The 12,638-nt window shown below is 58.2% G+C and carries 11 protein-coding genes and 2 pseudogenes; 8 read left to right on the top strand and 5 right to left on the bottom strand.

The window, feature by feature from the left end; translation table 11 throughout:
- A pseudogene (locus BI292_RS05110) lies at positions 1-515 on the top strand (Na+/H+ antiporter); the annotation flags it as partial.
- A gap of 5 nt (positions 516-520) precedes the next feature.
- Here BI292_RS05110 and BI292_RS05105 read toward each other — a convergent pair.
- From BI292_RS05105 to map, 5 genes are all read right to left on the bottom strand, one after another.
- Positions 521-1,273: a hypothetical protein gene (locus tag BI292_RS05105; RefSeq protein ID WP_101207197.1), complete on the bottom strand. Its 753-nt coding sequence runs from the start codon at positions 1,271-1,273 to the stop codon at positions 521-523.
- 30 nt (positions 1,274-1,303) lie between these two features.
- Positions 1,304-2,041, bottom strand: coding sequence for a M12 family metallopeptidase (locus tag BI292_RS05100; RefSeq protein ID WP_101207196.1), 738 nt, complete (start codon positions 2,039-2,041; stop codon positions 1,304-1,306).
- Positions 2,042-2,191: 150 nt separating this feature from the next.
- Complete coding sequence (gene dapC / locus BI292_RS05095; RefSeq protein WP_101207195.1) at positions 2,192-3,388, bottom strand: succinyldiaminopimelate transaminase; 1,197 nt, start codon at positions 3,386-3,388, stop codon at positions 2,192-2,194.
- Between the two features lie 229 nt (positions 3,389-3,617).
- Positions 3,618-6,320 carry a [protein-PII] uridylyltransferase gene (locus tag BI292_RS05090; RefSeq protein WP_092272460.1) on the bottom strand — a complete coding sequence of 901 codons (2,703 nt, stop codon included), beginning with the start codon at positions 6,318-6,320 and terminating at the stop codon, positions 3,618-3,620.
- Positions 6,321-6,364: 44 nt separating this feature from the next.
- Positions 6,365-7,147, bottom strand: coding sequence for a type I methionyl aminopeptidase (gene map / locus BI292_RS05085; RefSeq protein WP_092272457.1), 783 nt, complete (start codon positions 7,145-7,147; stop codon positions 6,365-6,367).
- 398 nt (positions 7,148-7,545) lie between these two features.
- On the opposite strand from map, the gene rpsB reads away from it, so the two are divergent.
- From rpsB to BI292_RS05050, 7 genes and pseudogenes are all read left to right on the top strand, one after another.
- The gene (rpsB, locus tag BI292_RS05080; protein WP_003219330.1) at positions 7,546-8,283 is read left to right on the top strand and encodes a 30S ribosomal protein S2; all 738 of its coding nucleotides are present in this window, start codon (positions 7,546-7,548) and stop codon (positions 8,281-8,283) included.
- 191 nt (positions 8,284-8,474) lie between these two features.
- Positions 8,475-9,338, top strand: a complete 864-nt coding sequence (gene tsf, locus BI292_RS05075) for a translation elongation factor Ts (RefSeq protein ID WP_092272454.1) — start codon at positions 8,475-8,477, stop codon at positions 9,336-9,338.
- A 211-nt stretch (positions 9,339-9,549) separates the two neighbouring features.
- On the top strand, positions 9,550-10,293 hold the full coding sequence (gene pyrH / locus BI292_RS05070) for a UMP kinase (RefSeq protein ID WP_003172271.1): 744 nt from the start codon (positions 9,550-9,552) through the stop codon (positions 10,291-10,293).
- Positions 10,290-10,847, top strand: a complete 558-nt coding sequence (gene frr, locus BI292_RS05065) for a ribosome recycling factor (RefSeq protein WP_092272451.1) — start codon at positions 10,290-10,292, stop codon at positions 10,845-10,847. The genes pyrH and frr overlap by 4 nt, the downstream gene beginning before the upstream one ends.
- Before the next feature lie 13 nt (positions 10,848-10,860).
- Positions 10,861-11,616 carry a polyprenyl diphosphate synthase gene (gene uppS, locus BI292_RS05060; RefSeq protein WP_092272448.1) on the top strand — a complete coding sequence of 252 codons (756 nt, stop codon included), beginning with the start codon at positions 10,861-10,863 and terminating at the stop codon, positions 11,614-11,616.
- Complete coding sequence (locus BI292_RS05055; protein WP_101207194.1) at positions 11,616-12,422, top strand: phosphatidate cytidylyltransferase; 807 nt, start codon at positions 11,616-11,618, stop codon at positions 12,420-12,422. The genes uppS and BI292_RS05055 overlap by 1 nt, the downstream gene beginning before the upstream one ends.
- Positions 12,419-12,638: pseudogene (locus BI292_RS05050) on the top strand (1-deoxy-D-xylulose-5-phosphate reductoisomerase); the annotation flags it as partial. The gene BI292_RS05055 and the pseudogene BI292_RS05050, both read left to right, overlap by 4 nt.

Raw genomic sequence — 12,638 nt, 5'->3', positions numbered from 1 at the left:
GTGTGCTGTCGGTGCCGTTGCTGATGGGCGGCGACGCGTTTCCCGAGCGCGACTTGCTGATTTTCATCGCCGCCGGGGTGATCCTGCTGTCGTTGGTCGCGGCGTGCATTGCCTTGCCGATGTTGCTGCGCGGCATCGAGAAAAGTCCCGACGACAAACGCCGCAATGAAGTGCGCGACGCGTGGCGCAAAACCGCGGAAGCGGCAATTCATGCGCTGGAAGTCGAGGAGGCCAAGCCTGCCGAGGCGGCGCAAGCGGCGCTGGCGGCGGAACTCAAGGCGCGGCTCATGTCCGAATATCGCCATCAACTTGAGGTGTTCAACGATTCCGCCGAAGCGCAAGCGCTGGCGTTCGAAATGGATCTGCTGGAGCGCCGCTTGCGTTTGAAGGCGCTGCGCGCGCAACGCCTGGAGTTGTACAAGTTGAGTCGTCATCACCAGATCGGTGATGACGTGCTGCGCGAAGTATTGGGCGAGTTGGACATGAGTGAGGCGAACCTCGGCCAGGTCAAATAAACGATTTATTCATCTGGCGCGGCAGGGTAGGGATACGCTGCCGCCATGAAGGCCTTGTCCTTGTCGCTGAGTACAAGGTTGAGGTCAATCTTGAAATCGCCTTCGGTCCAGTCCTCGCGGATCGCGTAGTGCATGATCGATTTCGGGTCATAAGCCGAGTAACGCACTTCATTGGCATCTAATCGAGTGAGATAACGTTCGTCCACGACGGTGCGCGCGTAGTGGTCCTCATCGGCGAACTGATCAGCGCCATGCGCCTCGTAAAGTGCGCGCAAGTCCCATGGAATGTTTACTTCAGGATGTTGGTGCTCATGCAGGGCGCCTAATACATGGCCGAACTCATGCATCACGTTGGCGGCAAAGAAAGCCGGCATGCGCATGTCCGGGGACAAACCCATGGTTGCGCCTTCTGTGCGTAACAGCGCGTCGGTGCCGACCATAGACCAATAGGTGCCGGGCGTTTGGGTAATGCGGATATCGCCCTGATCACCCTCGATGAAAAGAAACTCAAGGTTGATGTGCGGCAGCCAATTATTGGCGGCTTGCATGGTTGCCTGAATGAAGTCTTCTTCACCATCGAGGAAGGCAATATGCAGTGTGCGGCCGGGTGCCCAGAATCTGCTGTGTTTGGCCACGGCACGTTTACCACGACCGCCCGGAGAGGTAACTCGATTGGCCGGGTTTTCGTTAATGGCAACCTCATAAGAGGCGCTCAGGTCATCGGCGTTTATAATTTCGCAGGGTGTTGAATCAAGCATGTTTGAACTTCCATGTTTAGCGGGTTTAAATCAGGGGGTGGTGTTGGGCTTAGGGTAGGCTTTGCGCATATTGCGCCTGTCGAGTTTGCTGATGCGCGTATTGCGAGGAACTTCCCAATCACCGAAGGTCAGTTCGTTAGGGACGACGTAGTGCATGATTGACTCTTTGTCATAAGGGCCTTGCATGAAGTCAGCTGTCGGAAATAACGTGAACAAATTGTAATAGACTTGTTCTTCGGTCCATTGATAGTTGGTTTTGTAGTAGTCATAGACTTTGGGTCTGTCCCACGGGATATTCGCCTTGGGGTGCAGGTGTTCGTGCTGTAGGCCCAGCGCGTGGCCAAACTCATGCAGTATGGTCCATTCAAAATCGACGTTCTGTGGGTCGACGAGCAGGCTTAGTGTCGGCTCGTCCGCTGGAGCCAGTGTCGCATCGGTGCCGACATAAGACTCATTGGTTTGTGCGCCAGTCTTTATACGGATATCACCGTTTAATTTTTGGTCAAATGTAAACGTCAGGTTGGTAGACGGCTCCCACTGCCTGATGATGCCTTCGATTTGGCTTCTTAGTGCCTCAGGCTCGGCATTGACAAACGTAATATTCAGGGTGCGTCCATTACCCCAGAATTTACTCCATTGGCCCACCGAACGTTTATGCCGTCCACCAGACGTTGCTGCCAGTTCATTGGCGGAGTTTTCTTTTATAGCCGCTTCAAAGGATGCCAGAAGATTATCAGGGCTTATGACTTTGCAAGGGTGCGTGTTCATTGTCGACTTCCATGTGTGCAAATTAAATTATGCGGGCAACGGAAGGCTAAGCGAGTTGATGGGGCTTGTTAAGTTGTAATTTGCTTGACGCTGTTACTTGATGTTTTAACACCGCACGGCATTGCGCCGTGCGGAGTATTAAAAGGCTTGTTATTTGTTGGTAATAAATGCGCGAATTCGCTCCGCCGCTTCAACACATTCCGCCAGCGGTGCAACTAGCGCCATGCGAATGCGTCCAGCGCCAGGATTGAAGCCGTCGACATCGCGGGACAAGTAAGAGCCCGGCACCACAGTTACATGTTCTTTGACGAACAAGTCGCGGCAGAATGCTTCGTCATCGCCATCAATGTTTGGCCACAAGTAAAAACCGCCGTCCGGGCGCTGCACGTCCATGACCGGGCTGAGGATTTCCAGGACCGCGTCGTACTTCTCGCGATACAGCGCACGGTTGGCGCGCACGTGCACTTCGTCGTTCCACGCGGCAACGCTGGCCAGTTGCGTTTGCACCGGCATCGCGCAGCCGTGGTAGGTGCGATAGAGCAGGAAGCCTTTGAGAATGTCGGCGTCACCGGCGACAAAACCCGAGCGCAGGCCCGGCAGGTTGGAGCGTTTGGACAGACTGTGAAACACCACGCAGCGCTTGAAGTCGTTGCGGCCCAGTTCCACGCAAGCGCTGAGCAGGCCCGGCGGCGGCGTTTGTTCGTCGAAGTAGAGTTCGCTGTAGCACTCGTCGGCGGCGATCACAAAATCGTATTCGTCGGCCAGGGCGATCAGTTTTTTCAGGGTGTCGACCGGGATCAGCGCGCCGGTCGGGTTGCCCGGCGAGCACAGGAACAGGATCTGGCAGCGTTTCCAGATGTCCGGAGAGACCGCGTCGAAATCCGGGTTGAAGCCGTTTTCATCCAGGCACGGCAGGTAGTGCGGCTTGGCGCCGGCGAGAAACGCCGCACCTTCGTAGATCTGATAGAACGGATTCGGGCTGACCACCAGCGCGTCGTCGCCACGGTTGACCACGGTTTGGGTGAAGGCAAACAGCGCTTCGCGGGTGCCATTGACCGGCAACACGTTGCGCGCCGGATCGAGCCAGCCGGTCGGCACGCTGAAGCGCCGTTCGCACCACGCGGCGATGGTTTCACGCAGCGCCGGGATGCCGAGGGTGGTCGGGTACACGGCCATCTGATCCAGATTGCTCGCCAGCGCTTCGGCGACAAAGCTCGGCGAACGGTGCTTTGGCTCGCCAATCGACAGCGCAATCGGGCGCTTGTCGGGGTTTGGCGTGACGCTGCCGAGCAGGGCGCGGAGCTTCTCGAAAGGGTACGGCTGCAACTGGTTCAGAGCGTTGTTCATCGGTGCGGGGTCTCTTTGAATGTGGGAGTAACAGGCGGTTCCACGGCTTTTGTGGCGAGGGGGCTCGCCCCCGTTGGGCTGCGAAGCGGCCCCCGAACCTGAGCGCGCGGTCTTACAGACCTAACGCGTGCAATGGTTTACGACTGCTTCGCAGCCGAACGGGGGCGAGCCCCCTCGCCACAATAAGCGCGCCTCGCCAAGTCCGTTCCCACAGGAAAAGTGGTTTGGTTCAAATACTGATACGCGACAAATTGATCTCGGGTTCCTGGCTGACGGTCAGCTGTTCGACGATTGCGTCTTGCAAACGGCTGCACAGCAACGGGTCGGACAGCGGTTGATTGTTGGCGTCGGTGATGAAGAACACGTCTTCCACGCGTTCGCCAAGGGTCGCAATCTTCGCGTTCTGCAACGACAAGTCGAATTCGAGGAAAATATTGCCGATCCGCGCCAACAGCCCTGGCCGATCCGGCGCGCTGAGTTCCAGCACGGTCACCGGGCGCTGCGCGTCGTTGTGAATCGTCACTTGCGGGGCGAAGGTGAAATGCTTCAACTGGCGCGGCACCCGGCGCTGAATGATCGTCGGGTAATCGTCAGGATTGCGCAGGGCTTCGGTCAGGCCTTCGCGGATCTTTTTCACCCGCGCCGGGTTATCCCCGATCGATTCGCCTTCGGTGTCGAGCACGATGTAGGTGTCGAGGGTGAACTGGCTGCTGGAGGTGATGACCCGCGCGTCATGGATGTTCAGGTTGAGCTGGTCCATCGCCGCCACCGTCACCGCGAAGAAATCATGCTGGTCCGGCGCATAAATGAAGATCTGCGTGCCGCCCTCGAACTCGCGTTGCGTGGTTTCCTTGATCAACACCAGCGGCCCGCCATCGGCCGGCTGCTGCAGGATCGCGTCACTGTGCCAGGCGACATCGCCCGCGGTGTGGCGCAGGAAATAGTCATCGCCCAGTTGCGCCCACAATTGCTCGACGTCGTCCGGATCGGTGCCGCCGCGCACCAGAATATCCAGCGCCGCGCTTTGGGTCTGGCGGATCTGTTCTTCGCGATCGACCGGGTTTTCCAGGCCGCGACGCAACGCACGCTTGGTCTCGGTGTAGAGCTGGCGCAACAGGCTGGCGCGCCAGGAGTTCCACAAGGTCGGGTTGGTCGCGTTGATGTCGGCAACGGTCAGCACGTAGAGGTAATCAAGGTGCGTTTCATCGCCGACGATCTGTGCGAAATCGTGGATCACCTGCGGGTCGGACAAGTCCTTGCGCTGGGCGGTGGTCGACATCACCAAGTGGTTTTGCACCAGCCAGACGATCAGGCGGCTGTCCCACGTCGGCAACTGATGACGCTGGCAGAACGCCTCGGCATCCACCGCGCCGATGTCCGAATGGTCGCCATGCCGGCCCTTGCCGATGTCGTGGTAAAGCCCCGCGAGATAGATCAATTCCGGTTTCGGCAGCTTGGCCATGAGCTTGCTGGCCAGCGGGAATTTTTCCGACACCTGCGTGTACTGCAACTTACGCAGATGCTTGATCAGGTTCAGCGTGTGCGCATCGACGGTATAGATGTGAAACAGGTCATGTTGCATCTGCCCGACGATAAAACCGAACTCCGGCAGATAGCGTCCGAGGATGCCGTAACGGTTCATCCGCCGCAGGTTGCGGTGAATGCCGATCTTGCATTTGAACAGTTCGATAAACAGGCTGGTGTTGCGAATGTCGTTGCGGAAATCGTCGTCAATCAGATGCCGGTTTTCTCGCAGCAGACGAATGGTATCGGCGCGCACGCCTTTGATTTCCGGCTGCTGAGCCATCAGCACGAAGATTTCGAGCATGGCGAACGGCGTGCGGCGGAATACATTGTCGTTTCGCGCTTCGATGTAGCCGTCGTGCAACTGGAACCGCGAATTGATCGGCTGCGGCGGCGCTTCGTCTTCCGGCGCAAGGATGACTTCTTCGAAGTGCTGGATGATCAAGTCGCTGAGCTGAGCGATGCTCATGACCACGCGGTAATACTGTTGCATGAAGTTTTCGATGGTGTGCTTGGTGTCATCACCTTCGAAACCGAGCAGCGCGGCGATCGAGCGCTGGTGGTCGAACAGCAAGCGGTCTTCGGAGCGTCCGGCCAGCATGTGCAGCGCGTAACGGACCTTCCACAAAAACTCCTGGGAGGAGGCGAGCAGGGCGTTTTCACTCTCGACCAGAAAGCCTTCGCCGGCGAGCGCGCGCAGGTTCAGCGTGCCGTACTGACGACGGGCCACCCACAGAATCGTCTGGATATCGCGCAGACCACCGGGCGAACCTTTGACGTTGGGTTCGAGGTTGTATTCGGTGTCGTTGTACTTGTGGTGGCGGGCTTTTTGCTCGGCGCGCTTGGCCAGGAAAAACTCCTTGCTCGGCCACATGTGCGCGGTGCTGGTGACGTCGAGCATGCGCTGGCGCAGGCGCTCGGGGCCGCAGATGGTGCGGCTTTCCATCAGGTTGGTGACTACCGTCAGGTCGGCGCGCGCCTCGACCGCGCATTCGTCCACCGAGCGGACGCTCTGACCAACTTCCAGGCCGATGTCCCACAGCAGCGTCAGAAAACGCTCGATGGAATCGCGGAAAATCTCGTGGTCGGCGCTGTCCAGCAGGATCAGCAGATCGATGTCGGAATACGGATGCAACTCGCCGCGACCGTAGCCGCCGACCGCGATCAGCGCGATGTCGGCGTCTTCGCTCCAGTTGAACTGCTCCCAGGCCTTTTGCAGGATGTTATCGACGAACCAGGCGCGATCCTCGATCAGCCGGCGAATGTCGCGGCCGCTGCGAAAACGCCCGTCGAGCACCTCGCGGGCCTGGCGAATCGCCTTCTTGAAAGCCGCGATGGGGCTGGCTTTCAGGGCCAGTTCAGCCTGGAACTGGCCACGGTCGAAGAGTTCGGGATCCACCTGCGGCATCGATTGGCTTTCCTTTCTATAAGGCTAGGGGCAGAACGGGTCGATCAGGCCGAAACGCGCGGGATGGTGTCATCGGCGCGCAGAGTGAAGATCTCGTAACCGGTGTCGGTGACCAGCAGCGTGTGTTCCCACTGGGCCGAGAGCTTGCGGTCCTTGGTGATGGCGGTCCAGCCGTCGCCCAGCACTTTGGTGTCAGCCTTGCCCTGGTTGATCATCGGCTCGATGGTGAAGGTCATGCCGGCTTGCAGTTCCATGCCGGTGCCCGCGCGGCCGTAGTGGAGGATTTGCGGCTCCTCGTGGAACACTTTGCCGATGCCGTGGCCGCAGAACTCGCGAACGACCGAAAAGCCGTTCTTTTCCGCGTGCTTCTGGATCACTTCACCGATGTCGCCGAGGCGGCAACCGGGTTTGACGATTTCAATCGCCTTGTACATGCATTCCTGGGTGACCTGCGACAGGCGCTCGGCCCAGACCGGCACGGTGCCGACGTGGAACATGCGGCTGGTGTCGCCGTGGTAGCCGTCCTTGATCACGGTCACGTCGATGTTCACGGTGTCGCCATTCTTCAGCGGCTTCTCGTTCGGGATGCCGTGGCAGACCACGTGGTTGATCGAGGTGCAGATCGACTTCGGGAAGCCTTTGTAGTTGAGCGGGGCGGGAATGGCCTTCTGCTCGTTGACGATATAGTCATGGCAGAGGCGATCAAGCTCTTCGGTGGTGACACCCGGTTTGACATGTTCGGCAATCATTTCCAGCACATCGGCGGCCAGTTTGCCGGCGATACGCATTTTGGCGATGTCCTCGGGAGTCTTGAGGGTGACGGTCATACAGGCTCTCTCTGCGCTCGATGGCGCTTTCTGAATACAAAGGGGGCTTTTTCGCGATCAGTGGTCGCGGCCCTGAAAAACGCGATTCTAACAGACGATCACGGCAAATCTGAGCTTCTGTGCGTTGCACATCTCTATAGGGGTGCGTCGCTTCTCTCTATAGATAGGTGCATGGGCGGGCGATTCCAAGGGCGTGGATAAAGGGGCGCGCGAGGAATCGAGAATCCTGGTTCCGTTTTTTTCTGCCTTGTGATATAAAATGCGCCGCTTTCCGGGGATACCCCGAAAGGCTTAAATCCACACACGTGTCGACACGATGACCTGGGTGCCTTCAGCTGATGCTGCTGGTTGGTCATTGGGATACGTGGAGGCCAAACCCGACTTATTAAGGAACTATCATGTCCCAAGTCAACATGCGCGATATGCTGAAGGCCGGTGTGCACTTCGGTCACCAAACCCGTTACTGGAACCCGAAAATGGGTAAATACATTTTCGGCGCGCGTAACAAGATTCACATTATCAACCTTGAAAAAACCCTGCCAATGTTCAACGAAGCTCTGACTTTCGTAGAGCGCCTGGCCCAGGGCAAAAACAAGATTCTGTTCGTCGGCACCAAGCGTTCCGCTGGCAAGATCGTTGCTGAAGAAGCAGCACGTTGCGGTTCGCCGTACGTCGATCACCGCTGGTTGGGCGGCATGCTGACCAACTTCAAAACCATCCGTGCTTCCATCAAGCGTCTGCGTGACCTTGAAGTGCAAGCCGAAGACGGTACTTTCGCCAAGCTGACCAAGAAAGAAGCGCTGATGCGCACTCGCGATCTTGAGAAGCTCGATCGTTCCCTGGGTGGTATCAAGGACATGGGCGGTCTGCCAGACGCACTGTTCGTTATCGACGTTGATCACGAGCGTATCGCGATCACCGAAGCCAACAAGCTGGGCATCCCGGTTATCGGCGTAGTCGATACCAACAGCAGCCCGGAAGGCGTTGACTACATCATCCCAGGCAACGATGACGCAATCCGCGCTATCCAGCTGTACATGGGTTCGATGGCTGACGCAGTAATTCGCGGTCGCAACCACGTTGCTGGCGGCACCGAGCAGTTCGTTGAAGAAGCTCCGGTAGCAGCAGCTGAGTAATTGACGCCTTGGCGTTGACTCAGTAAGCAAAAAGGGGGCTTGGCCCCCTTTTTGCCACCTCGAAAACCATTTGTCGGTAGCGCAGCTACAGCTTCTGTAACGTGCAGCGACCTGCAAGGGTGTTTCGGGAAGAATTGATCGCCCGTTCGATCGGGTGGAATGGTTGAAAACCTATCCAAGAGGATTTTGAAATGGCAGAGATTACTGCAGCGTTGGTCAAAGAACTGCGCGAGCGTACTGGCGAAGGCATGATGGACTGCAAGAAAGCCTTGACCAAGGCTGGCGGCGACATCGAAAAAGCCATTGATGACATGCGTGCTTCGGGCGCCATCAAGGCTGCCAAGAAAGCGGGCAACGTTGCCGCTGAAGGCGCTATCGCTCTGAAAGAAGACGGCAAGTCCGCCGTTCTGCTGGAAGTGAACTCGCAGACCGACTTCCTGGCTCTGCAGGACGACTTCAAGGCATTTGTTGCTGCAAGCGTTGAAAAAGCGTTCGCCGACAAACTGACTGACGTCGCTCCGCTGATCGAAGCTCAAGAAGCTGCTCGCCTGGTACTGGTCGGCAAGGTTGGCGAAAACGTCAACATCCGTCGTCTGGCACGCGTTGAAGGTGACGTTGTTGGCGGTTACCTGCACGGTAACAAGATCGGCGTTGCAGTTGTCCTGAAAGGCGGCACTGTTGAGCTGGCCAAGGACATCGCCATGCACGTGGCGGCGACCAACCCTGAATTCCTGCTGCCGTCGGAAGTTTCCGATGAAGCGGTAGAGCGTGAGAAGGGTGTATTCCTGACTCTGAACGCTGACAAGATCGCCGGCAAGCCGGAGAACATTGTTGAAAACATGGTCAAAGGCCGTATCAGCAAGTTCCTGGCTGAAGCGAGCCTGGTTGAGCAGGCGTTCGTCAAGAACCCTGAAATCAAGGTTGGCGAACTGGCCAAGAAGGCTGGCGCTGAAATCGTTTCCTTCACCTACTTCAAAGTAGGCGATGGCATCGAGAAGCCGGTCGACAACTTCGCTGAAGAAGTTGCTGCCCAGCTGGCTGCCGCCAAGCAATAAGACGGTTTTCATAACTGTCGCCCTGAAGAGGCTGCCCGCTAACGCGCGCAGCCTCTTTTCAGATGGGCTGCCAATTTTTGATTGGTTTCCCGTTGGAACTGGCTTACAAAGCCATGTTCCGATGGCGCTGAAGCAGCGCCAAGCTAGAGTGAACGCCAGCTGTAAACAGCTCGCAAAGAATTTTTAAAATACGCCGCAGGAGAGATTCGCAATGGCTCAGCAGGGCAGTGGTTATCAGGCTCGCTATAAACGCATTCTACTCAAGCTTAGCGGCGAGGCCCTGATGGGCTCGGAAGAGTTCGGGATCGACCCGAAAGTTCTGGATCGCATGGCGCTGGAAGTGGGCCAATTGGTCGGCATCGGTGTGCAGGTCGGTCTGGTGATCGGCGGCGGCAACCTGTTCCGCGGGGCAGCGCTGAGCGCGGCCGGCATGGATCGGGTAACCGGCGACCACATGGGCATGCTGGCCACTGTGATGAACGCCCTGGCCATGCGCGATGCGCTGGAACGTGCCAATATCTCGGCTATCGTGATGTCGGCCATTTCCATGGTTGGCGTGACCGATCACTACGATCGCCGCAAAGCCATGCGTCACCTGAACGCCAAGGAAGTGGTTATTTTCGCGGCCGGTACAGGTAATCCGTTCTTCACCACGGATTCGGCAGCCTGCCTGCGTGCAATCGAAATCGATGCCGATGTCGTGCTCAAGGCGACCAAGGTCGATGGCGTCTACACCGCTGACCCATTCAAAGACCCGCATGCCGAGAAGTTCGATCATCTGACTTACGATGAAGTACTGGATCGCAAGCTGGGCGTGATGGACCTGACCGCTATTTGCCTGTGCCGCGACCACAAGATGCCGTTGCGCGTATTTAACATGAACAAGCCCGGCGCCCTGCTGAACATCGTGCACGGCGGCGCTGAAGGGACCCTGATCGAGGAAGGCCAACAATGATCAACGAAATCAAGAAAGACGCTCAAGAGCGCATGCAGAAATCTCTGGACTCTCTGAACCATGCATTTGGTCAGATCCGTACCGGCAAGGCTCACCCAAGCATTCTGGGCAGTGTAATGGTGCCGTACTACGGCACAGACACTTCCATCACTCAAGTGGCCAACATCACCGTAAAAGACTCCCGTACCCTGCAAGTCGTGGCATTCGAGCGCAACATGCTCGCCGCCGTCGACAAAGCGATCCAGAGCGCCGGTTTGAACCTCAACCCGACCAACCTGGGCGAATTGCTGCTGATCTCCATGCCAGCCCTGACCGAAGAAACCCGCAAGGGCTTCACCAAGCAGGCTCGCAGCGCAGCGGAAGACGCGCGTGTTGCCGTGCGCAACATCCGTCGCGATGCGTTGGGCGAGCTGAAGAAACTGGTCAAGGACAAGGAAATCAGCGAAGACGAAGAACGTCGTGCCGCTTCCGATATCCAGAAGCTCACCGACAAGGCTGAGGCCGACATCGACGCGGCGACCAAGCAAAAAGAAGCGGACCTGATGGCCGTATAAGGGTCGCGTTTTCATGGATAAGACCAAGCAGACTGCGCCGTCCGCGGTGCCGCGCCATGTCGCGATCATCATGGATGGTAACAATCGCTGGGCGAAAAAACGCTTTATGCCGGGTGTCGCCGGGCATAAAGCGGGTGTGGATGCGGTACGGGCGGTCATCGAGGTGTGCGCCGAGGCCAAGGTCGAAGTGCTGACCCTGTTCGCCTTCTCCAGTGAAAACTGGCAGCGCCCGGCCGATGAGGTCAGCGCCTTGATGGACCTGTTCTTCAAGGCGTTGCGTCGTGAGGCCAAGCGCCTCAACGACAACAACATCTGCCTGCGGATCATTGGCGACCGTTCGCGTTTCCATCCCGAGCTGCAAGCTGCCATGCGCGAAGCCGAGGCCATTACTGCCGGCTCCAATCGCTTTATCCTGCAGATCGCCGCCAACTACGGCGGTCAGTGGGATATCGCGCAAGCCGCGCAGCGTCTGGCGCGGGAAGTTCAGGCCGGGCATCTGCGCCCGGAAGACATTACCCCGGAACTGCTGCAAACCTGTCTGGCGACTGGCGACCTGCCATTGCCGGACTTGTGCATTCGTACCGGCGGTGAGCACCGCATCAGCAACTTCCTGCTATGGCAACTGGCTTACGCCGAGTTGTACTTCTCCGACCTGTTCTGGCCGGACTTCAAACACGACGCCATGCGCACTGCGCTGGCCGATTTCGCTTCTCGTCAGCGTCGCTTCGGTAAAACGAGCGAGCAGGTCGAGTCTGGAGCCCGGGTTTAATGCTTAAACAACGAATCATCACTGCGCTGATCCTGCTGCCGATTGCCCTGTGCGGGTTTTTCCTGCTCGAAGGTTCCGGTTTTGCCCTGTTCATCGGGCTGGTCGTGACCCTTGGTGCCTGGGAATGGGCGCGTCTGGCAGGTTTCGCGGAACAGTCGGTTCGCGTCGGTTATGCGGCAGTCGTCGCGCTGATGCTGCTGATCATGCATCTGGTTCCTGGCCTCGCGCCTTGGGTGCTGGGCGCCGCGGTGCTGTGGTGGGTGGTGGCAACCTATCTGGTGCTGACTTACCCGCGCACCACCGGGCATTGGTCCAGCGCCGCGTGCAAACTGGTCATCGGCCTGTTGATCCTGTTACCGGCCTGGCAAGGTCTGGTCCAGATCAAACAGTATCCGTTGGGCAACTGGCTGATCATGGCGGTCATGGTGCTGGTCTGGGGCGCTGACATTGGCGCTTACTTTTCCGGGCGCAAGTTCGGTAAACGCAAACTGGCGCCGCACGTCAGCCCGGGCAAAAGCTGGGAAGGCGTCTATGGCGGCCTCGCGCTGAGCCTGGTGATTACGCTGGTGGTCGGCCTGGTGCGCGACTGGACCGTGGCGGAACTGCTTAAAGGCTTGCTCGGCGCGGCGTTGATCGTGTTCATTTCGGTAGTGGGCGACCTCACCGAAAGCATGTTCAAGCGTCAATCCGGGATCAAGGACAGCAGTAACCTGCTGCCGGGTCATGGCGGCGTGCTCGACCGTATCGACAGCCTGACTGCGGCCGTTCCAGTGTTCGCGGTGCTGTTGTGGATGGCGGCACCGTGAGCCGTCCGCAGCAGATTACCGTCCTTGGCGCGACCGGCTCGATTGGCCTGAGCACCCTGGACGTGATTGCGCGTCATCCCGAGCGTTATCAGGTTTTTGCCTTGAGCGGCTTCTCGCGCATCAGTGAGTTGCTGGCCCTGTGCGTGCGGCACACGCCGCGTTTTGCCGTGGTCCCGCAGCTGGCGGCCGCGCGTGGTTTGCAAGACGACTTGCGCG

This window comes from Pseudomonas sp. 43NM1 (genome assembly GCF_002836905.1).
GTDB classification, from domain to species: Bacteria; Pseudomonadota; Gammaproteobacteria; order Pseudomonadales; family Pseudomonadaceae; genus Aquipseudomonas; species Aquipseudomonas prosekii.
This window is presented reverse-complemented; position numbering and strand designations above follow the sequence as displayed.